This window comes from Paenactinomyces guangxiensis, assembly GCF_016055185.1.
Lineage (GTDB): Bacteria > Bacillota > Bacilli > Thermoactinomycetales > Thermoactinomycetaceae > Paenactinomyces > Paenactinomyces guangxiensis.
Window position 1 is genome coordinate 86,508 of record NZ_JAECVR010000011.1, and the last position, 22,418, is coordinate 108,925.

Annotated in this window: 19 protein-coding genes; 14 read left to right on the forward strand and 5 right to left on the reverse strand. The window is 45.5% G+C overall.

Features of this window, described 5'->3' with window-relative positions; all coding sequences use genetic code 11:
* Positions 1–6: 6 nt before the first annotated feature.
* From recN to spo0A, 3 genes are all read left to right on the forward strand, one after another.
* Positions 7–1,707, forward strand: a complete 1,701-nt coding sequence (gene recN / locus I8U27_RS11685; RefSeq protein WP_181752247.1) for a DNA repair protein RecN — start codon at positions 7–9, stop codon at positions 1,705–1,707.
* 225 nt (positions 1,708–1,932) lie between these two features.
* Positions 1,933–3,270 carry a SpoIVB peptidase gene (spoIVB, locus tag I8U27_RS11690; RefSeq protein WP_181752248.1) on the forward strand — a complete coding sequence of 446 codons (1,338 nt, stop codon included), beginning with the start codon at positions 1,933–1,935 and terminating at the stop codon, positions 3,268–3,270.
* An 800-nt stretch (positions 3,271–4,070) separates the two neighbouring features.
* Positions 4,071–4,853, forward strand: a complete 783-nt coding sequence (spo0A, locus tag I8U27_RS11695) for a sporulation transcription factor Spo0A (RefSeq protein WP_181752249.1) — start codon at positions 4,071–4,073, stop codon at positions 4,851–4,853.
* Between the two features lie 380 nt (positions 4,854–5,233).
* On the opposite strand, the gene I8U27_RS11700 is transcribed toward spo0A, so the two are convergent.
* A complete protein-coding gene (locus I8U27_RS11700) occupies positions 5,234–6,487 on the reverse strand; it encodes a helix-turn-helix domain-containing protein (RefSeq protein ID WP_181752250.1) in 1,254 nt (417 codons plus the stop codon).
* 443 nt (positions 6,488–6,930) lie between these two features.
* Between I8U27_RS11700 and I8U27_RS11705 the strand changes: the two genes are divergently transcribed.
* Positions 6,931–7,185, forward strand: a complete 255-nt coding sequence (locus I8U27_RS11705) for a hypothetical protein (protein WP_181752251.1) — start codon at positions 6,931–6,933, stop codon at positions 7,183–7,185.
* Between the two features lie 481 nt (positions 7,186–7,666).
* Complete coding sequence (locus tag I8U27_RS11710; RefSeq protein ID WP_232345421.1) at positions 7,667–8,296, forward strand: pyridoxamine 5'-phosphate oxidase family protein; 630 nt, start codon at positions 7,667–7,669, stop codon at positions 8,294–8,296.
* Between the two features lie 84 nt (positions 8,297–8,380).
* Here the strand turns inward: I8U27_RS11710 and I8U27_RS11715 are convergent, their stop codons facing one another.
* From I8U27_RS11715 to I8U27_RS11725, 3 genes are all read right to left on the reverse strand, one after another.
* Positions 8,381–8,620 carry a hypothetical protein gene (locus tag I8U27_RS11715; RefSeq protein ID WP_181752252.1) on the reverse strand — a complete coding sequence of 80 codons (240 nt, stop codon included), beginning with the start codon at positions 8,618–8,620 and terminating at the stop codon, positions 8,381–8,383.
* A 55-nt stretch (positions 8,621–8,675) separates the two neighbouring features.
* The gene (locus I8U27_RS11720; protein ID WP_309506142.1) at positions 8,676–9,662 is read right to left on the reverse strand and encodes a superoxide dismutase; all 987 of its coding nucleotides are present in this window, start codon (positions 9,660–9,662) and stop codon (positions 8,676–8,678) included.
* Between the two features lie 194 nt (positions 9,663–9,856).
* Positions 9,857–10,141 carry a DUF2627 domain-containing protein gene (locus I8U27_RS11725; protein WP_232345423.1) on the reverse strand — a complete coding sequence of 95 codons (285 nt, stop codon included), beginning with the start codon at positions 10,139–10,141 and terminating at the stop codon, positions 9,857–9,859.
* Between the two features lie 129 nt (positions 10,142–10,270).
* Between I8U27_RS11725 and I8U27_RS11730 the strand changes: the two genes are divergently transcribed.
* From I8U27_RS11730 to lipB, 9 genes are all read left to right on the forward strand, one after another.
* Positions 10,271–12,328: a sigma-54 interaction domain-containing protein gene (locus I8U27_RS11730; RefSeq protein ID WP_181752254.1), complete on the forward strand. Its 2,058-nt coding sequence runs from the start codon at positions 10,271–10,273 to the stop codon at positions 12,326–12,328.
* A gap of 224 nt (positions 12,329–12,552) precedes the next feature.
* Positions 12,553–13,491 (forward strand): phosphate butyryltransferase, encoded by a 939-nt coding sequence (gene yqiS / locus I8U27_RS11735; RefSeq protein ID WP_181752255.1) that lies wholly within the window; start codon positions 12,553–12,555, stop codon positions 13,489–13,491.
* A complete protein-coding gene (locus tag I8U27_RS11740; RefSeq protein WP_181752256.1) occupies positions 13,478–14,572 on the forward strand; it encodes a Glu/Leu/Phe/Val family dehydrogenase in 1,095 nt (364 codons plus the stop codon). Before yqiS ends, I8U27_RS11740 begins: the two co-directional genes overlap by 14 nt.
* Positions 14,573–14,608: 36 nt before the next feature.
* On the forward strand, positions 14,609–15,718 hold the full coding sequence (buk, locus tag I8U27_RS11745; protein ID WP_309506146.1) for a butyrate kinase: 1,110 nt from the start codon (positions 14,609–14,611) through the stop codon (positions 15,716–15,718).
* Positions 15,711–17,138, forward strand: a complete 1,428-nt coding sequence (gene lpdA / locus I8U27_RS11750) for a dihydrolipoyl dehydrogenase (protein WP_181752257.1) — start codon at positions 15,711–15,713, stop codon at positions 17,136–17,138. The genes buk and lpdA overlap by 8 nt, the downstream gene beginning before the upstream one ends.
* Before the next feature lie 18 nt (positions 17,139–17,156).
* On the forward strand, positions 17,157–18,146 hold the full coding sequence (locus I8U27_RS11755; RefSeq protein WP_181752258.1) for a thiamine pyrophosphate-dependent dehydrogenase E1 component subunit alpha: 990 nt from the start codon (positions 17,157–17,159) through the stop codon (positions 18,144–18,146).
* Between the two features lie 18 nt (positions 18,147–18,164).
* The gene (locus I8U27_RS11760; RefSeq protein WP_181752259.1) at positions 18,165–19,148 is read left to right on the forward strand and encodes an alpha-ketoacid dehydrogenase subunit beta; all 984 of its coding nucleotides are present in this window, start codon (positions 18,165–18,167) and stop codon (positions 19,146–19,148) included.
* Between the two features lie 22 nt (positions 19,149–19,170).
* Positions 19,171–20,457: a dihydrolipoamide acetyltransferase family protein gene (locus tag I8U27_RS11765; RefSeq protein WP_181752260.1), complete on the forward strand. Its 1,287-nt coding sequence runs from the start codon at positions 19,171–19,173 to the stop codon at positions 20,455–20,457.
* A gap of 59 nt (positions 20,458–20,516) precedes the next feature.
* On the forward strand, positions 20,517–21,179 hold the full coding sequence (lipB, locus tag I8U27_RS11770; protein WP_309506143.1) for a lipoyl(octanoyl) transferase LipB: 663 nt from the start codon (positions 20,517–20,519) through the stop codon (positions 21,177–21,179).
* A 112-nt stretch (positions 21,180–21,291) separates the two neighbouring features.
* Here the strand turns inward: lipB and I8U27_RS11775 are convergent, their stop codons facing one another.
* Entirely contained in the window at positions 21,292–22,416 is a 1,125-nt protein-coding gene (locus I8U27_RS11775; RefSeq protein WP_181752261.1) for an MFS transporter, read from the reverse strand.
* Positions 22,417–22,418 lie beyond the last annotated feature (2 nt).

The following is a 22,418-nucleotide window of genomic DNA, read 5'->3' on the forward strand; positions in this document are numbered from 1 at the left end:
ATCAAGATGCTACGGGAATTATCCATTCGCCAATTTGCGATTATTGAAGAGATACAGCTTCGCTTTGAAGGGGGATTTCATGTTCTCACGGGTGAAACGGGTGCCGGAAAATCGATTCTTATTGATGCCCTGGGTTTGATTGCGGGAGGGCGGGCCTCTTCTGAATTTGTCCGCCACGGGGCAGATAAAGCTGAGATTGAAGCTTTGTTTGACCTCTCACACACTCATCCGATTCGCCCTGTCTTAGCTGAATGGGGTGTCGAAGATGATCAGGGTTCCCTGATTATCCGCAGAGAAATCACCGCAGGCGGCAAGAGCACCTGTCGGGTCAATGGTCGAATTGTCACGCTGGCCATGTTGAAGCAAATTGGGAAAAAACTAATAGATATTTCTGGTCAACATGAGCATCAATCTCTGCTCCAAGTGGAAGAACATCTGGAGTGGCTTGACCGGTTCGGCGGTGAGGAAATCCTTTCCTTACGAGAGGAATATGAGCAGGTTTTTGGAAAATATCAACAATTGCATAAAGAGCTGAGACGTATAAATCTGAATCAAAAAGAGATGGCTCAGCGGATCGACTTGCTGCAATTTCAGAAAGAGGAGATTGAGTCGGCACAACTTGTTGCCGGGGAGGATGAGGAATTAGAACAGGAGAAAAATCGGTTGGTTTTTGCTGAAAAGTTAATCACTCATACCGCAAAAGCATATGACCATCTCTATGGAGATCGTGGAGGCCTTGATCATATTCAGGAAGCTTTATCTCATCTTGAGGAAATCATTGCCGTGGACGAAACGCTGGCCGCAGCCAAAGAAATGGTGCAAACAGCCACCTATCAAGTGGAAGAAGCGGTACGGGAGTTAGGCCGGTACCAGGATGACTTGGAGTTTGATCCTGACCGCTTATATGAAGTGGAAGAGAGGCTTCATCTGCTAAAGCAACTCAAAAGAAAATATGGAGATTCGATCGAAGATATTCTGCAATATGGGGAAAAAGTGGAACAGGAGTTGGAACAACTCGTTCATCGTGATGAAACACAGGCAGAACTGGAGGAAAGAATTAGAAGTCTCAGTAAGCAGTTGGGGGCTTTGGCCGAAAAACTGACAGCCTGCAGAAAGAAAGCGGCGTCACTCCTTGAAGAAAAAGTAGAGCGTGAGCTGCGCGACCTCAATATGGGCTCCACTATTTTCCATGTGGCTTTTTATCCTGATGCTTATCGCTCTGGCCAATTCCTGCCAACAGGCAAAGATGTAATCGAATTTCAAATTGCTCCAAACCCCGGAGAACCTCTGCGGCCTCTTGCCAAAATTGCTTCAGGCGGCGAGCTTTCCAGGATGATGCTGGCTCTCAAATGTATTTTTACCGATATTGAAGATGTGCATACCTTAATCTTCGACGAAATCGATACCGGTGTCAGCGGAAGGGCGGCTCAGGCCATTGCGGAGAAAATAGCCGTTTTGGCACAGAAAAACCAGGTATTATGTGTAACTCATCTTCCTCAGGTGGCTTGTATGGCAGATCTCCATTTTTACATCTCCAAGGAATCGCAAAATGATAAGACGCGAACGAAAGTAGAATCGCTCAACCATCAGGGACGCACACTGGAATTGGCCCGTATGCTGGGTGGTGTGGAAGTAACTCAAAAAACATGTGAACATGCTGAAGAAATGCTGCGCCTTGCTGACCGGGTCAAACAAACTTTACATTAACAAGTTTAAAAATGTGGATTTTTTTCGATTCTGCAAGGAGAAGAAAATCCACTTTTTATTTTGTAAAAATCGTCCATACAAGGGATGAGAGCGCTTTCACAGAAAAGTGTTTTTTATTTTCCGGAATGATTTGCGGGACATAAAGAAGGAGGCCTGCGGTTAACTTAATCATATGGATGGTTGCTGTAAGGCGAAGGTTAGGCGGGAAGCTCAGGAGAGTGGTGGATGTTGCAAAGAGCGAAGAAACAAAAATGGATAGGCTTTCTCCTGGTGCTTCTCTTATTGATGGGAAGTACAACCACTACATTTCGGCAGTTTACGGGTTTCCCGGCAGAAGTTCGGCTGTTTCAGGGGCAATTGCAGAAACTCCATCTGATCATGCCCGTCTCAGCGACTGCAAGTGTTTCCAACCCTGACGTGATTCAAATTAATGGCTCCAATCAGCTTCAAGTTCCTGTGGATTTGCATCACCCCGTCACTCTGCTTTCTCATGCAACAGGTAAAACATTACTCACCCTCAAACTATTTGGAACCCTGCCCATTAAAAAAGTGAATGTCAGTGTATACCCCGATATAAAGGTGGTACCGGGGGGACAGTCTATTGGAGTGAAATTAAAAACCTCCGGTGTATTAGTGGTGGGGCATCACTTAGTGCACGCGGAAAATGAAGACAAATCTCCCGCAGAAAAAGCGGATATCCGTGTAGGGGACTATTTGACCCGCATTAACGGTAAAGCGATTACACAGGTGAGTGATGTGGTTGAAGCTGTTGCAAAAGCGGGGAAAACAAGACAACCGCTGCAAATGACCCTGCTCAGGGATGGCCGGGAAAAGCAAGTCACATTACACCCCTTGTTTGACAAAAGGGAAAACCTGTACCGGCTGGGCATATACATCCGTGATTCGGCTGCCGGTGTCGGCACTCTTACATTTTATGATCCTAAAGGAAAAGTGTATGGTGCATTGGGACATGTGATTTCTGATATGGATACAGGTAAGCCGATTACGGTTGGGAAAGGGAAAATTATTCAATCCAATGTTACTTCCATTCAAAAAGGGGAGTCAGGTGAACCGGGCGAAAAGAGAGCCATTTTTTTGCAAGAAGATCAAGTACTGGGTAATATCACGAGAAACACTCCGTTTGGCATCTTTGGCAAGATGGAAAAAGTACCTGCCATGGAAACACCAGCGCAACCGATTCCTGTAGCCTTAGCCGAACAAGTCAAAGAGGGCCCGGCCAAAATTTTAACGGTAGTGGAAGGTCAAAAAGTAGAAGCTTTCAATATTCAAATCGTTCATGTCTTGCGCCAAAAATTTCCGGCAACCAAAGGTCTCATCATTAAAGTAACTGATTCGCGCCTCTTAGACAAAACAGGGGGGATTGTCCAGGGGATGAGCGGAAGCCCGATTATTCAAGATGGAAAATTAGTCGGCGCTGTTACTCATGTATTTGTTAATGATCCAACTTCAGGATATGGAACTTTTATTGAATGGATGCTCCAGGATGCCGGAGTATTCCCATCAGCGGGACCCCTTAAGGGTTCCGCTTTTTTTGCTTTGTGATGCAGAAATATTCTCAGATTCTTGAGATAAATATAAAGATAATAAGGAAATTTCATAGCAAAAGTCGAATGATAGGTTACAAAAAAAATCCACATAGAAAGGAATAATCTTAAAATATTATATGATTATTTACATTTAAATAACAAAATATTATTTACAAATGATGAAATGTATAATAGAATTATTTCTATATAAATGTTAATCAGGCAGATAGATTGCTTTTGATTTCTTGAAAATATTAAAAAAACAATATATTTATTGGGATGATAGCTGGTTTTTGTAAAGCGGGAGGTACTGTTGCAGCAAATTCCGAATCCCTCATTGCAATTTTTGTTAATTGAAGGATGAAAATGGTCCGGGAAAAGATAGGTTGTAAGGACTTCTTCCACTGTGGACTGGATACCTGATTATTGAAAACGCTTACTCTCCTGGCTTGAAGGGAAATGATGAAAATAAAAGAAAAATGAATAAAGGTTGCCAGCAGCAAAGACATTATATTCCCTCTTTTGGTAATTTTTGATGTTTATTTGTGGTGAAAGAAGGAAGATCTAAATGTTTGTCGAAAGGAAAACAAACAAGAAATGAGTCAACATCAACGATTTTTAATTAAAAAATGGTGTTGTTTTGATCACAAGCGGGAAATCAGAAGTTACCAACCGTCCTGTTGTAAACCCCATGAGAAAGGCAAAACTCAGTTATGTTTCCGAGCGGTATCAGATATGATTCGGTCATCCTGAGGATTGTTGTGATTACCCGCAAAAATCAATAGGTTTCACATATGGGAAAAGGGAGGGTCTTCTTTGAATAAAATCCGAGTCGTTTTGGCCGATGATAATCGGGAATTCGCTGAATTGTTGCAAGAGCATCTTTCAAGTCAAGAAGATATGGAAGTGGTTGGAGTTGCCTATAATGGCGGAGAAGTGATTGAAATGTTAAAACAAGAGGTGCCCGATGTTCTGGTATTGGATATAATTATGCCGCATTTGGACGGGCTGGGTGTACTTGAGCAAATCCAGGAAATGAATATCCAACCTGTCCCCAAGATTGTGATGTTAACAGCTTTTGGCCAGGAAAATATCACACAGCGTGCGGTGGAATTGGGAGCTTCCTATTACATTTTAAAGCCGTTTGATATGGAGGTGCTCACTCACCGGATTCGGCAAATGAAAGGGCATGTGTCCACAGCGCCGCGAATAAAAGTGAGCAACAGCGGAACAGGACAGCGGACCCATAACCTCGATGCTAATATTACCAATGTAATTCACGAAATCGGGGTGCCTGCCCATATCAAAGGATATCTCTATCTGCGCGAGGCAATCACCATGGTTTACAATGAGGTCGATCTGTTGGGGGCGATTACCAAAACGCTTTACCCAAGGATCGCCGAAAAATACAATACCACTCCCAGCCGTGTGGAAAGGGCGATTCGCCATGCCATCGAAGTAGCCTGGAGCCGGGGCAATATGGACTCCATTCGCAGCCTGTTTGGCTATACGATCAACGTGACCAAGGCGAAGCCCACCAATAGTGAGTTTATTGCCATGGTAGCGGATAAATTGAGGATTGAACACAAAGTGGGTTGACAAGAGCCGCATGAAAGAATTTAATTGACAGACAGTCAGTGAATATTTTTTTGGCCAATACATAAAACTGCTACTTTAACACCGTTTTTGCCTTTTTTTGGTAAATTCGGTGTTTTTTATAAAAAACCACAAGCTGCTTTGCGTACGATCAAGCAAAAAGGACGGAAGCTTCTGCGATTTGCTTCTGTCCTTTTAAGTTTGTACGGCAGATGTTGTGTGTATCATCATCGTTTAAAATAAATTTCTGCTTGTTTCCGAATTAAAGCTTTGGATATTTGATGTGTGGTTTTGTTTGCTAACTAGTCATCGGTGGGTTGTGTATCGTCATCGCCACGGAAATGGATCAATGCCATTTCTGCGTCTAACATAGAAAGACCTCCTTAAATTCCTGTTCCGAAATACAGCTTGGAATATTTGATATAATTAGTTTCGTCTCCTAGCAAGAGCGATGCTTGCGACAATCCGCGGAGAGCCTCTAAGTTGGTTTTATCATCTGAGTCAAGCTCATATACATTCTTAAATGTGGACAGCGCCTTCTCATACTTGCACTCAGATAGAAAACATTTTGCTACATAAAGTAATGCCTTTGAGTATTTTAACATATCATTTTCGATTTTCACAATATTTAATGCCTTTCGCAATGTTTTGTGTGATAGCTGAAAATCCTTCTTTTCAAAATAAACAATGCCAAGCTTGAGATAAGCATCCTGAATTAAGAACTGCCTGCGAGAGATTTTATCTTTAAGGGCAATTCCGGCGTTGAGGCATTTCTCCGCTTGATGAAGTTTTCCGCTTTCCCTGTAGATTTCTCCCAGTGTGATGTATAACTCCAGTTGGCGTGGATAGTTGTAATTGACCCTGGCCAGTTCAAGCCCTTTTATTGCACAAGAGGCTGCTTCATCGTATAATTTAATTTCACGTTTCAGTTTCGCTTGCAGATCATAGATACCTATGACGGCATCAATGTTTATATCAAAAGAATTAACCTTAATCTCCTCAAGAGTTTTTAACGCTTTCTCGGCTCTGCCCAGACCCCGTAAATAAATCGCCTTATTGGTCAGAAGATTGATGTAATAGTATTGTCGCTCACCATTCAGGTCGAAGCTGTTTATTCCATCCTCAACATAATGTAAAGCTTTTTCATTATTTCCTTGATTAAATTCGATGACAGAAAGGTGATTAAGGCATAAAGGCTTTAAGTTTGTCCGCTCGTGATCAACAGATTTTTCTAACACCCGCAATGCCTTATTAAAAAAGTCAGCCGCCCGGTCATATTGACCTGTCTTGTAGTAACATCGGCCTTTTAAAAAGTCGACTACAGGACGATTATATTCTGCCGGAAATTTGGATAATTCGCTCAATGTCTTCCGTGGCTCAGAATTAATCCTGTTTTCAAGGATGATTAGTTCAAGTTCTTGATCTTCCGCCTGTTCCTTCTCCTTTTTGGACAGATCGGTTAAGTTAATATCCAGTTTGCGTAAGATATATCTTACTTTTACCGGATTATGTGTTAAACCTCTTTCAATCATGGATAGTGTGGTTCGGGGAATATAATCGTCACACAGATCGTCCAGCGTCATTCCCCGGTCTTTGCGTACCTTGCGAATTAATTCGCCAACCTTTTTAAAATCCAATTGTACATCCCTCCCGTACTTACACTTCCATTTTTTCGACTAGTAGCCCTTTTATTTCTGAAAAATACAGAAATTATCGTTGAATCAGTTAATTGTAAGGGTTTTCAAAATGTTGATTACAGTAAACAAAAAAATATTAATTTAATCTTTGTAATTGATTGAATTATATTTTAACATTTTTTTATACTGTAATTAAGCTGAGATATTCAAAAATTAAAGAAAAAAAGGGCTGTTAGCGATGGTTATACCGTTCATTTCGAGGGGGAGGCGAAGAGTAAGACTGTCTGATGATCTGACAAATTCCTTCTTTATATTTTTAAAAACATTAAATGGCAAACCCATCATATTTCGTTTTGTCGATGTACAAATCAAAAAAAGAGAACCAGGAAATAATCGTTTCGGGAAGGAGTGTTGACTAGTTTAATAGAAAGGGGAGGATTATTTTGGCACGAGAAGGCGCGATCAACTGTTTAACAGAATCTCAAGTGATCAGTTATGTTGTCTATGTAATGGCTAAAATGGGTTATTCCCGGAAAAATATCGCGGAAGTAGTACAGGAACTTAATCACACTTTTGATATCAAGTCTGATGATTTTATCTATAAGGCAAGTCTCATCGTAGGCCAGGAAGACCGTAAAAAGTTACTGCCGACTATTCGCAGTGATAAAGACAATAATAGCAGTAATAAAGTTACGTAAGGCTATATTATAAAAATGATACCAGATCGTTGAGTGGAGAGTTTATGGATAGATTGTAAGGCACTCTAAGAAAAATGTTGTCATAAAAGTAGCTTAAATGAAGCCAAATCGTGTCGGACGAGCAGGGGATAACCCTTTCGCAAGTCCGACATTTTTTGTGAATCCAAAAACAGTTGTAGCGCTGTCCATTTTCTTTAAGTTCATTTTTCTTCTATTTCCCGGACTTCCCTGGTCGTCGCCGGTTATTTTAAAAAGCTCATTCACTTCACAATATATAAAAGAGCTTACCGGGATTTTAATGATGTTTTTGACTTGAATAATAATAGAAAATACGTTAAATTCTTAATATGACTATAGACATAGAAATTGGAATCAGTTTTGATTTTATTTATGATCTTCATCGGATTTGCTGAGTTTAAGAATCTTGTCTATACTTTAGTAAGAAATGACTTATCTTATAAATATACAGGGGAGTAATTAAATGATGCATGGTTCTCATGGAGAACGTCAGTTACAGCGTATGTTTGGAAGTGAAAAACGGGCTGCTGCTTTTTATGAAAATCAAATGTTAGATCATTTAAGCCCTTTAATGCAGACATTTATTGCAAAGCAGGAAATGATGTTTGTCGCGACTGCTGACAGCCAGGGAAATTGTGACATGTCTTTTCGTGCAGGTTTACCCGGTTTTATTCATGTCGTTGATACAAAGACGCTGATATATCCCGAATACCGCGGAAACGGAGTTTATGCAAGTCTTGGAAATATCTACGAAAATCCACATATTGGCTTATTATTTGTAGACTTTTTTGAACACAAAATCGGACTGCATGTAAATGGCGGGGCATCAATTATTGAGAATGAGGGACTCCATATGTGCCCGGGAGTGCCTGAGCAAGTTGCGATGTATCTGCAAGAAAAAGAGGGTGGGAAAGCGGAAAGATGGGTTCTTGTTAAGGTAGATGAAGCTTACATCCATTGTTCCAAACACATCCCCTTGTTAAGAAAGATCGATGGCGAAGTAGATTGGGGCACGGATGACGAAAAACAAAAAGGCGGGGATTTCTTTAAGGCTAAATCATATAAACAACGATGTTATAGACCGACTCCCTAGTGTTGAGGGAGTCGGCGCTTTTGTTCGCGTATTTCCCGCCTGTAAAATCTATGTCCGTAAGATGAGGAAGATATCAAACTTTGTTTAATTGATTTTTACCAGTTCTTTGCGATGGAGGAGCAACCGGTGCTCCTTTCTGGCTTCGGTGGTCTCTTTAAAAAAATGTCCTGCTTCCTCATAATTGCCAGTGCGCATTGCTTGCCGGTATGCTTTTTCTAACGGAGCTACCACTTCGCTGTGGTATATATTTGCCTTAGAAGTGAAACGCGGTTTTGGGGGACGATTCGCTTTTTTTTCACGATGGCTTCTTTTCTTCTTAGCCATAGGATCTTAAACCTCCATAATCATGTGAAAATGGTGAAGATGAGGTGAGCCCGGATTAATATGGTTTCCATATCACCTGGCGGGCCATTTTCCATCTTCTGTCCACTTCGGGCCAATTAACCAAGTTCCACCAGGCCTCAATATACGCTTTTCTATTATTGGGGTATTTTAAATAGTAAGCATGTTCCCATACATCTAAAGGAAGAAGCGGAATCACATCCCATTGCGATAAATTTTGATGTTTTTCAGCTTGCAAAATTTCCAGGCGATGAGCGCGCGGGCTCCAGACCAGAATCGCCCAGCCGCCCCCTTCCACTTTTTCCGCAGCAGCTGAAAAATGTTTTTTAAACGCATCATAACTGCCGAAATCGCGTTCAATTTGGCGGAGTAAAGGGCCGGTTGGCTCCCCGCCTCCTTGCGGGCTCATTATTTCCCAAAAAATAGTGTGGAGATAGTGTCCGGCGCCGTTAAAAGCTGCTTCTCTTTCCCAATGTTTAATCAGATCAAAGTTTCCGGTCCGACGGGCCTGCTCCATCATTTTTTCTGCTTTATTCAGCCCATCCACATAACTTTTATGATGTTCATCATGATGAAGATGCATAGTCTTCTCATCAATATACGGTTCTAAGGCATTGTAAGGATAGGGAAGCGGGGGTAATTTGTGCTTGCCGATCGGAACGCGCGGTTCACCCATCCGTTCGTTTAACGGAACAGATTTTTCCGGCCCGGTTTCTTGTGAAATGGTCAATGAAGGAGCGGACTGCACGGGAGCAACCAGTGTGTTTAGCCAGCGTAAAACTTGTTTTTGTGAATGTACGACCCTGTTTAACCAGTTGTACAGGGAGACGGGGTCCATATACGAAGATGTGGCAGCTTGTTCAACTTGTTGAAGTTGGCAGTCAAGACGTCTCAGCGCAGTCGCGATTTCCTTGTCCCCCAGTTCCTGGTGCTGCTTTTGGATCCACTCCCGGCATAAACGGGTGGTAGAGAGTAAAGGTTGTTTTAACGTATGAAAAAACCAGGTTTGACTTGGATGGTACACGGTGTTCCCCCCTGTGGCTTTATCATCACATCTAGGATATGTGCCTACAGATCAGGGAGTGACAAACAGCTGAAAAAGAGTTTTATACATCTTCTCCCTGGACCACACAATTTCACAAAAAAAGCCAGTAACCAAACTTGAGCGTCTGGAAACTGGCTTGTTCATTTCATTTGGAAATACTGGTGTATGGATGGTTAAAAGCCGGGTTTGCGTACTTTATCAGGGTCTTCTTTTTTTCCGAGCAGTCGGGGTTGAATTTTATTGCGTTTCTTGTCACGGTGAAAGATAAAACCGCCAATGATCGAAAGCCCGAGCAAAAACAGGACCAGTGCGCCGAGAAAGGATAACAGGGCAAACCCCTGGCCGGCCAAATAATCAAACAGGATGTCTCGCATAACGGTCCAGCCATAGATAGCGAGAATTCCCGGGATACACATAATAATGATGGCAAATATGCGTTGATAAATGATTTTCATCATCCATGACCGCCTTTCTTTCTATCAAGGCTTATCGTACCTTATTTGTAGCAGGATTGCCACCCTGTAGCGAACAGAAGATGAACCTTGTGTTAAGATAGGGACGGAATGATAGAAAGGGGGGCCACCCTTTTGCAAAGGTTTTTGATCGTGGGCGGGGGAAAGGAAGGAAATGCGATCTTACAAACCCTTTCAACCGTTGAATTCGTGAAAGTGATCGGGATTGTCGATGTATCAGCTGATACACCGGCGATTCAGGAAGCCAAAAAACAGGGGATCCTGACCGGCCGGGAAATAGAACCGTTTTTGCGGCTCTCTCCTGATGTGATTCTGGAAGTAACAGGTGACCCGGCTGTTTATTCTCGTTTGTGCCAGCTTGATCTGCCGGACACTCTTGTCATTTCCGGAGAGATTGCCAATCTGATGGTTCGTCTGGTGGAAGAAAAAGATCGGTGGTTTCAGGCATGGCGTCAGAGACAGCGTGAATTGCAAGCGATTCTGAACTCGACTCACGACGGGATGATCGCAGTTAACAAAAAGGGGCAGGTAACTCTGTTAAATCGGGCGGCCGAAAGGATGCTTCAACTGAAAGCTGCTGAAGCGTTGGGCAAGCCTGTTGCTGAACTGGTCCCCAACACGCGGCTGGAAATTGTGCTGAAGCGGGGAGTGCAGGAGTTAAACCAAAAGCAACAACTTTCCGGAGATATGGAAATTGTAACAAATCGCGTGCCTGTGAAAGATCCTGAGGGAAAAGTGATCGGGGCCGTCGCTGTGTTCCGCGATGTTAGTGAACTGCAGAGTTTAACGCAACAAGTGACGGATCTGGAAGGGATGAAAAGCCTGTTGCAAGCAATCATTAACTCTTCTGATGATGCTATCTCTGTAGTTGATGCCGATGGAATGGGAATGTTGATTAATCCTGCCTATACGCGTCTTACGGGGCTGCCTCCGGAAGATGTAATCGACAAGCCGGCAGAAACGGATATCTCCGAGGGAGAAAGTATGCACATGAGAGTATTGAAAACCCGCCAGCCGGTACGCGGAGTACATATGAAAGTGGGACCCCAACGCAAAGAGGTGGTTGTCAATGCGGCTCCGATTATCATCAATGATGAGTTAAAAGGAAGTGTGGCCATCATTCACGATATGTCCGAGTTACAACAGCTCAACCGCGATTTGGAACGGGCAAGGCGGATTATTCGGAAGCTGGAAGCCAAGTATACATTTGACGATATCATCGGAACGAGTGAAGCGATGCGCATCGCCCAGGAGCAAGCAAAACAAGCAGCGAAAACCAGAGCCACGGTTCTTTTGCGGGGAGAATCGGGAACGGGGAAAGAGTTGTTCGCCCATGCAATCCATAATGCCAGCGATCGCAAATATAATCAATTTGTTCGCGTCAATTGCGCGGCTCTCTCAGAATCATTGTTGGAAAGCGAGCTGTTTGGCTATGAAGAGGGTGCGTTTACCGGGGCAAAACGGGGCGGAAAAAAGGGTTTATTTGAAGAGGCCAGCGGCGGAACCCTGTTTCTGGACGAGATCGGAGAGCTTCAGCCAAGCACCCAGGCAAAACTTCTTCGTGTATTACAGGAGAAAGAAGTTATTCGTGTTGGTGGAACCAAGTCTATCCCGGTTGATGTCCGTGTAATTGCTGCAACCAATGTTTATTTGGAAAGAGCGATTCAGGAAAAACGCTTCCGCGAGGATCTTTATTACCGGCTCAACGTGTTACCGATTCAGATTGCCCCATTGCGACACAGAAAAGAAGATCTGTATGATTTATCCACTCACCTGATAAAAAAATATAACCAGGAATACGGCCGGTCTGTAGAAGAGATCGACCCGGGAGCACTGGCCATTTTGTCCCGGTACTCCTGGCCGGGCAATGTCAGGGAGCTGGAGAATGTGTTGGGAAGAGCGATGATCAATATGGCTTTTAATGAAAAGATCATCAAACCGATCCATCTGCCTTCACTGAACCTTTCCCGAACGGCATTGGGGGAAAAAGAATCCCAAGCGACAAACGGAGATAAGGAAAAAACCTTAAAAGAAGTGTTAGCAGAGACCGAAAGAGAATTTATCAAACGTGTGTATGTCAGTTGTGGACGAAATAAAACGGAGTCGGCGCGCCGCTTAGGAATCTCTGTGCGCAATTTATATTATAAGCTGGAACGGTATCATTTACTTTAATACTGCAAAAAAATGCAGGAAATATTTTGCGCGACTCTGTAATATTTTGCAGAATAAGTTGTTTTTAACTGTCCGTCGTTGGAGGACCAACCGGATCATTCGTGAACTACATTTATTGGCATACCTTTTGCATAAATGGTATGGTGACCGGCTAAAACGAGAAAAATATTTTATTATACAATAGACTTCTACACAACTTAGGCCGGAAAATGGGGTGTAAAGAAATGATAAAAACTTTTGATGAGGTAGTAAAGAAAGCAGAGTCTCTTCCACCGGTTACCGTCGCGGTAGCAGCAGCGGCTGATAAAGAGGTATTGGAAGCAGTTCTGGATGCTGAAAAACGTGGGATTGCCCAATTTCTGCTATATGGCGACAAAGAAAAAATTGAAAGCTTAAGCCATGAGTTGGGAATTGAAATCAACCGCACAGCAGTCAGCCATGCGACATCTGATGTACAAGCTTCTCAACAGGCAGTTGCGGCTGTACGTGAGGGAAAAGCTGATGTGGTTATGAAGGGGATGGTGCAAACCGCCGATTTTCTGCGGGCAGTGCTGAATAAAGAAAACGGCTTGCGGAGCGGAAAAGTGTTAAGCCATGTCGCTTCCTTTGAGGTTCCGGGGTATAATCGTCTTATTCATGTCACAGATCCGGCTCTTAACATTGCACCCACATTGCCCGAGAAGGTGCAAATCGCGCAAAACATCATCAAGTTCTGTCATTCCCTGGGAAACAGCGATCCTAAAATTTCTGCACTCGGGGCTGTTGAGGTTGTGAACCCTAACATGCCGCCTACTTTAGATGCGGCAGCCCTGGCGCAGATGAATCGCCGGGGTCAAATAAAAGGAGCAACTATCGATGGTCCTTTTGCATTGGACAATGCCGTTTCTGAGGAAGCTGCCGCGCATAAGGGAATTCATAGCCCGGTTGCGGGTGTTGCGGATGTATTGTTGGTGCCCGATATAGAAGCAGGAAATATTTTGTACAAATCGCTGGTTTATTTTGCAAAGAGCAAGATTGGTGCCCTTGTACTGGGGGCAAAAGTTCCTGTTGTTCTCACTTCACGGGCAGACACGCATGAAGCAAAGCTGTATTCCATTGCTTTAGCGGTATTGCAAGCAGATTATCAGAAGCGCTCAAGGAGGAATCCTCATGATCCTATTTGATTACATGCAAAAATATGACTATGAGCAACTGGTGCTTTGTCAGGATAAAAATTCGGGGCTTAAGGCCATTATTGCCATCCATGATACCACTTTAGGCCCTGCACTGGGTGGCACACGGATGTGGACCTATGATTCGGAGGAAGAGGCGATTGTGGATGCACTGCGCCTGGCCCGTGGCATGACGTACAAAAATGCTGCTGCCGGTTTGGATCTCGGTGGGGGAAAAACGGTGATTATCGGTGACCCAAAAAAAGATAAGAGCGAGGAAATGTTCCGGGCGTTTGGCCGTTTCATCCAGGGATTGAACGGACGGTACATCACGGCAGAAGATGTGGGTACTACGGTAGAAGATATGGATCTGATTCATAGGGAAACACTGTACGTCACCGGAATTTCACCTGCTTTTGGCTCCAGCGGCAACCCCTCACCCGTTACCGCTTATGGTGTTTACCGGGGAATGAAAGCAGCGGCAAAAGAAGCTTTTGGAGATGACTCGCTCAAAGGAAAGATCGTTGCCGTTCAGGGAGTAGGGAATGTTGCCTATCATTTGTGTAAACATTTGCATGAAGAAGGGGCAAAACTGATTGTCACCGATATCAATCAGGAAAATATGAATCGCGCCATCCATGATTTTGGTGCGGAAGCGGTCAACCCGGACAAAATTTATGAAGTTGACTGCGACATTTTTGCACCCTGTGCATTGGGAGCAATTATCAATGATGAAACGATTGGACTCTTGAAATGTAAAGTGGTGGCTGGTGCGGCCAATAATCAGTTAAAAGAAGAACGCCACGGGGATATCCTGGACCAGAAGGGAATTGTATATGCCCCCGATTACGTGATCAACTCGGGCGGGGTTATCAATGTAGCTGATGAGTTGCTCGGGTATAATCGCGAACGGGCGATGAAAAAAGTAGAAGGGATTTATGATAAAATCTTAAAAGTGTTTGAAATTGCCAAGCGCGACGGCATTCCAAGTTGTAAGGCGGCTGATCGTATGGCGGAGGAACGGATCGAGTCAGTGCGCCGTTCGAGAAGCATGTTCTTGCACGATCAACGGAGTTTATTAAACTCCCGCTAATGAGGAAATGGCAATGGAAGAAACGGAGTGTTGGATGTGCATGAGCCGGTTCGGATTTTGGCAATAAATCCGGGGTCAACCTCGACAAAGATCGGCGTCTTTGATAATGAAAAGCCAATCCTGGAGGAAACGTTACGCCATGATCCCAGGGAGATAGCAAAATACAACGACCTGTTTGAGCAATATCCATTCCGCAAACAGGTCATTCTGGAAACACTGGACCAGGAAGGAATCAATTTGACCCGGTTGAATGCGGTAGTTGCCCGTGGCGGATTACTGCGGCCGATTCCGGGGGGAACGTATGAAGTCAACCAGGCCATGATTGAAGATTTGCGCTCCGGAGAATTCGGAGTACACGCTTCTAACCTCGGTGCGATCATCGCTCAGGAGATTGCCGGCCAACTTCATATCCCTGCATTTATCGTTGATCCTGTAGTTGTCGATGAATTGCAGCCTGTTGCCCGTATCTCAGGCGTGCCTGAGATTGAGCGCAAGAGTATTTTTCATGCCCTGAATCAAAAAGCAGTTGCCCGCCGCATTGCCAGACAAAACGGAACCAGTTATGAGAAGGTTAATTATGTTGTTGCCCATTTGGGTGGCGGAATCACGGTGGGAGCCCATCATCAGGGGCGGGTTATTGATGTAAACAACGGATTGCACGGAGAAGGGCCCTTTTCTCCGGAGCGTGCCGGCACGGTTCCCATCGGGGATTTAGTTGCAATCAGCTATTCTGGAAAATTTTTTGCCAGTGAAATCATGCGGATGCTCGTTGGGCGAGGGGGTCTGATGGGGTATCTCGGCACTTCTGATGCCAGAGAAGTGGAAGAGCGGATTGCCAGTGGAGATGAGAAAGCGAAGCTCATTTATGAGGCGATGGCTTACCAGGTGGCCAAGGAGATTGGAGCCTATTCGACGGTTCTGGCGGGAAAAGTAGACGGCATTATTTTAACGGGCGGGCTTGCCTATGGTGAAATCTTTACGGGTATGATTAAGGAGCGTGTTTCATGGATCGGTCCGGTCTATGTCGTTCCCGGGGAAAATGAATTGCAAGCATTGGCAGAAGGTGCATTACGGGTAATCAGGGGAGAGGAAAAAGCGTTAGTTTATTCGCCTGACGAAAAAGGAGTGAAGACATCCAGTGGCTGAGAACTATGATCTCGTCGTGCTGGGGGCCGGACCCGGCGGTTATGTTGCTGCCGTCCGCGCCGCTCAGCTGGGACTGAAAGTTGCCGTTGTCGAGAAAGAAAAAGTAGGCGGTGTTTGTCTGCATAAAGGCTGCATACCCAGTAAGTCGCTTTTGCGGAGTGCAGAACTGTATCATGATATGCAGAACAGCAAGAATTACGGAATTCATGTGGCTGACGTCAAATTGGATATGGGCTCGGTGCAAAAACGGAAGGAAAAAGTGGTTAGCCAGCTTCACAAAGGGGTACAGCATCTGCTCAAGAAAAATAAAGTAGATGTTTATGGAGGGACAGGGCGTATTTTAGGGCCTTCAATCTTCTCCCCTACCCCCGGGACCATTTCGGTTGAAAAAGAGGATGGCAGTGAAGCGGATATGTTGGTGCCGCAATTTGTTTTGATTGCCACGGGCTCCCGTCCGCGGACTCTTCCGGGTTTAGAGATGGATGGAAATACTATCATGAATTCCGACCATGCTTTGCAGATGAAATCATTGCCAAAGTCCATTATCATTATTGGTGGCGGTGTAATCGGGATTGAGTGGGCCTCCATGTTAAATGACTTTGGAGTAGAAGTGACTGTCGTTGAGTTTGCCGATCGTATTTTGCCATTTGAGGACGAAGAGGTCAGCAGGGAAATGACCCGATTACTGAAGAAGCGAAAAGTAAAAATTTTTACTGGAGCAAAGGTTTTGCCTGAAAGCGTTACCATTCGGGGCGGGGTGGCTACTTTGCAGGCAGAACAAGGGACAAAAACACTCTCATTATCCTCAGAGCGCGTTCTCGTTTCAGTAGGCAGACAAGCCAATATTGAGGATATCGGATTGCACAACACGTCGATCCGGGTGGAAAAAGGCGTCATTCAAGTCAACGAATTTATGCAAACGGCCGAATCTCATATTTACGCGATTGGGGATGTTGTAGGAGGCTATCAGTTGGCACATGTGGCCTCCCATGAGGGAATATTGGCCGTGGAGCATATGGCGGGCCTTGATGTACATCCGCTTAACCCGTTACACGTTCCCCGTTGTACATACAGCCGTCCCGAAGTAGGGAGTCTGGGGATGACGGAAGCAGAGGCGAAAGCAGAGGGGCATGATGTCAAAGTCGGCAAGTTCCCCTTCCGCGCAGTGGGCAAATCGCTGGTTTTCGGAGAGGTTGATGGATTTATCAAAATAATATCCGACAGGAAAACGGATGATCTGCTCGGTGTTCACATCATTGGGCCTCATGCCACAGATCTCATCTCCGAGGCAGGATTGGCTAAAGTCCTGGATGCAACGGCCTGGGAAATTGCCCATGCCATTCACCCGCATCCAACACTGTCTGAAGTGTATGGTGAAGCAGCGCTGGCCGTTGATGGTGAAGCGATTCATGCTGGTTGAAAAGAGGGAGGATGAATCATGAGCAACTTAAAACATTCCGCTTTAGGGCTGACGGATGAGCAAGTATTAGATATGTATCGCTACATGCTGTTAGCTCGGAAAATTGATGAACGGATGTGGCTGTTAAATCGTGCCGGTAAAATTCCCTTTGTCATCTCCTGCCAGGGACAAGAGGCGATTCAAGTAGGGGCCGCTTTTGCCCTCGATCGTGAACAGGACTGGCTTTGCCCCTATTACCGGGATTTAGGGATGGTATTGGTATTTGGCCAGACCGCCAGAGATCAAATGCTGTCAGCCTTTGCCAAAAAAGAAGATCCCAATAGCGCTGGCAGACAGATGCCCGGGCATTACGGAGATAAACGTTTCCGTATTTTAACCGGTTCCAGCCCTGTGACTACCCAGGTTCTTCATGCTGTGGGTATTGCTTATGCAGCAAAACTGGAGAAAAAAAATCATGTCGTGTTGACTTCCTGCGGAGAAGGCTCGAGTAACCAGGGAGATTGGCATGAAGCATGTAACTTTGCCGGTGTCCATAACCTTCCGGTAATTTTTATGGTTGAAAACAACAAATACGCCATCTCTGTGCCGCTCAATAAACAACTGGCGGGCGGGGATGTCTCCAAACGTGCGCAAGGATATGGTTTCCCCGGCGTTAAAGTGGACGGCAACAATCCGTTAGAAGTATACCAAGCGGTGAAAACAGCTGTTGAGCGGGCCCGCCGCGGTGAAGGGCCCACCTTGATCGAAGCTGTTTCCTACCGTTTAGTGCCTCACTCCAGTGATGATGATGACCGCAGTTACCGTACACGTGAGGAAGTGGAAGAAGCGAGAAAAAATGATTCTCTCATCATCTTTAGAAACTATTTAGTAGAAGAGGGCCTGCTGACTGAGCAGAAAGAGAAAGAGATCAGCGGACAGATCGCCAAAGAAGTGGATGAGGCCACGGAATACGCGGAACAAGCTCCTTATCCGGATCCCGAAGATACTTATACACACGTGTATGCTTAAAGCAGGAGGAGGAAACTTATGCCAGTTATATCTTATATTGATGCTGTCACACAGGCACTCAAAGAAGAGATGCAACGTGATTCACGCGTATTCGTGCTCGGGGAAGATGTGGGGGTGCGCGGAGGTGTCTTCCGGGCTACCGTTGGACTGATTGAGGAATTTGGTGAAGACCGTGTCCTTGATACTCCGTTGACGGAATCGGCCATTGCCGGTGTGGCCATCGGTGCAGCCGCGTATGGCATGCGTCCTGTAGCTGAGATGCAATTTGCTGATTTTATTATGCCAGCCGTGAACCAAATTATCAGTGAAGCATCCAAAATTCGCTATCGCTCCAACGGGACATGGTCCTGTCCGCTTGTCATTCGTGCTCCCTATGGCGGAGGGGTCCATGGAGCCCTTTATCACTCCCAAAGTGTTGAAAAGATTTTCAGCGGAATACCCGGCCTGAAAATTGTTATGCCCTCAAATCCTTATGACACCAAAGGCCTGCTCAAAGCTGCCATCCGTGATGAGGACCCGGTTCTTTTCTTTGAACACAAACGCTGCTACCGTTTAATCAAAGGGGAGGTGCCGGAAGAGGACTATACTGTTCCGATCGGCAAAGCGGATGTCAAACGGGAAGGAACGGATGTAACCGTTATTTCTTATGGACTCACTCTGCATTTTGCCCTGCAAGCGGCTGAAAAGCTGGAAAAAGAAGGGATCAGTGTCCATGTGCTCGACTTGCGTACCCTGGTCCCGCTTGATAAGGAAGCGATTATTGAAGCAACAGCAAAGACAGGCAAGGTGCTAATCATTCATGAAGATAACAAAACGGGAGGCTTTGGCGGCGAAGTTGCTTCTGTCATCGCTGAAGAAGCTTTCTTTGAACTGGACGCCCCGATCCGGCGTCTCTGCGGACCGGATGTCCCGGCGATGCCTTATAGCCCGCCGTTAGAAAAAGAGTTTATGCTCAATCCGGATAAAATTGAAAATGCCATTCGTGATTTAGCTGAGTTTTAAGTTGTAAAGAAGGAGGTTTTTTATGGCAACCGACATTAAAATGCCACAGCTCGGAGAGAGTGTAACGGAAGGCACGATTGCCAAGTGGTTGAAGAAGCCGGGAGATTCTGTTGCAAAATATGAACCCATCTGCGAAGTGGCAACGGATAAAGTAAATGCAGAGGTACCTTCAACGATTGAAGGGACAATGACAGAGATTATAGCAGAAGAAGGGTCAACCGTGGAGGTAGGCCAGCTGATCTGCCGCATAGATGAGTCGGGGGGAGCAGAACCGCAAGCCAGTGAGCCCGAAGCCAAACCAGAAGCGCCATCCGATCCGGCTGTCTCTGAAGACGAAGAGGGCGATACCTCCATGAAAGCCCGTTACTCCCCGGCAGTGTTGCGTCTGGCCCAGGAAAACAATATCGACCTGACCGGGATTCGGGGTACCGGTAAAGGGGGACGCATCACCCGTAAAGATGTACTGCGGGCGATTGAAAAAGGTACAGCTGCTCCGGGGGCACCAGAACCTGCAAAAGAAAAAGCAGTGGCGGAGCCCAAACCTTCACCGGTCGCCAAGCCAACCATCGCCCCGGTAAAACCGGCTCCGGCAACAGCGGGGACACCATTAGAAAACGGAGATATCGAAGTGCCGGTATCCGGCGTTCGCCGCACCATTGCCCAGCGCATGGTAACGAGCAAACACGAAGCTCCCCACGCCTGGACGATGATGGAAGCGGATGTAACAGGTTTGGTTGAACTGCGTGAGCGTTTAAAAGCAGACTTCAAAAATCGCGAGGGTGTCAGCCTGACCTTTATGCCGTTTTTTATCAAAGCTGTTGTTGATTCACTTAAGGAGTTCCCCTATTTGAACTCCGTGTGGGCGGATGATAAAATCATACTGAAAAAGCGCATCAATATTTCGATTGCCGTAGCCACCGATGAAGCTCTCTATGTTCCTGTCATTCAGGATGCAGACGAAAAAAGCATTCTAGGACTGGCTAAAGCGGTTCACAATTTAGCGCAAAAGACGCGTTCCGGTAAACTGGAACTTAAAGATATGCAAGGCGGAACCTTCACCGTCAACAACACCGGCTCATTCGGTTCTATCGCCTCCGCGCCGATCATCAACCATCCGCAAGCGGCAATCCTCTCATTTGAAGCGATCGTAAAGCGGCCGGTTGTAACCAATAACATGATTGCTGTACGTGATATGATGAACCTCTGTCTCTCTTTGGATCATCGTATCCTGGACGGCTGGATGGCCGGACGATTCCTCAAGCGTGTGAAAGAACGCTTGGAGGCGTACGGGCCGGACAGCCAAATCTAATCGAATGAAAACTCAGGCATCCTGTCCAGGGTGCCTTTTGTCATGAGGAGGGACGCGCCGTGTTTGAAGTGCAGCGTTTAGGACAGGTCCCTTATATGGAAACATGGGACAAACAGAAAGAACTGGTGAAGCAAATCGATCAAGAAAACATAACGAACCAACTATTATTGCTGGAACACCCCCACACCATCACCTTAGGCCGCGGGAGCCATCAAGATAACCTGCTTTTTACCGGTGAGCAATACCGCCAGCGGGGGGTCGATGTGGTTGAGATCGACCGCGGAGGGGATGTGACCTATCACGGGCCGGGACAACTGGTAGGTTATCCGATCTTTTATCTGGGGGAAAAAAATTACAATGCCCATTCCTATTTGCGTGATCTGGAAGAAGCGCTCATTCATGCCCTCCGGTATTGGGGGATCGAGGGAGGGCGCAAAGAGCCTTATACCGGTGTCTGGGTCGGAGATGTTAAAATTGCTGCCATCGGTGTCAAGTTTAATCGGGGCAGGAAGCGCCGGGGCTATATTACCAGCCACGGATTTGCTTTAAATGTGAATACGGATCTGCGTTATTTTAATATGATCATTCCGTGTGGAATCCAGGAATACGGGGTAACATCAATGGAACAGCTGCTGGGCAGAAAAGTGGAGATGAGCAAAGTGATGGATGAGGTAGGTTTAGCGTTTGAGAAAATATTTGCACAGAATCGAAATTCATTGTAATTGTGGGAAATTGAAGCCCGTGGACAACGTTTGGCCGCGGGCTTTCAATACAAACACACGCGATGGGGAGCCTTTCAGAAAAGTGGAATTGCCCAACCGATCGCGATCTGTTTCATCCGCGCTTCGCATAGAGCAAGGCAAACAGTGTCGCCAGTACGGTTATAACCGCGCCAAAAAGAAAAGGATAAACGGAACCAAAGGGGACCCAAATGAAGGTTCCGGCAATTGGAATACATACCGCTACCATATGTGAAAGTGTACTTCCCATCGCCAATGTAGAACTTAATTCATGTTTGGGAACCAGTCTTCCTGCATAGGAGGATATGGCAATATCATCGAATCCAGCTAAAACATCGTCAATAACAAACAAAAGGTAAACAACCCATTGATGATCGATATACGCATATCCCAAAAATACAGCCGTCACCAGCCCGTAATTAACCGCCAGTGCTTTCAGATCGCCTAATTTTTGCGTGATTTTTCCGATCAATGGTCTTGTTATAACAGCCAATGCCCCATGAATCGCTGTCAGAATCGCCATCGACTGAAGAGAAGTATCATAGATCTGAATCAACAAAAGAGCAGCAAAAGTGATAAAAACCATCTCCCGCGCAGCGGATAGAAGGCTTAATAAGTAATAGGGAAAATACTTCCCCCTGAAGACCAGCTTCATAGAAGGCCCGTGAGGACGCTTATTTTTTGTTATTCTGGCGGCCATCACAAGGCCGATGAGAGAAAAGAAGCCCCCGATGATAAAGACGGCATCAAAGGAGAAGGTAAAGCTGAGTAACCAGACGACCCCCATCCCAATCAGGCTTGCCCCTGCACGATAGGCGGCGATTTGTCCAAACTTTATGGAGCGGTTCTGCGGGGTTGAAAAATCAGTCACTAAATAGTCGCCCAGTATGGACCATAAGTGCGTACCCACACTAAAAATCAGTGTATACACGGCCGCGGAAATAAAGTCATTGGCAATGGAGTACGTAATTAAAGCAGCAGCAATCACAAAAGAAGAAAAAACCCATACATTTCGTTCAGTAAATCTGGCTGTAAACCCGATTAAACCAACTGCAACCAACCCGGGAATCTCTTTGATCCCGTCAACCCAGCCGTACTGTTGTGAAGAAAGGGACAAGCCATCCAACAAAAAGTTTTTAAAGGAGGCCTGATGCATAGCCACGGCTATACTGGTAAAAGCGATGGAATACAAGAGAAATTGGAAGTTTTTGCTTTTCATTC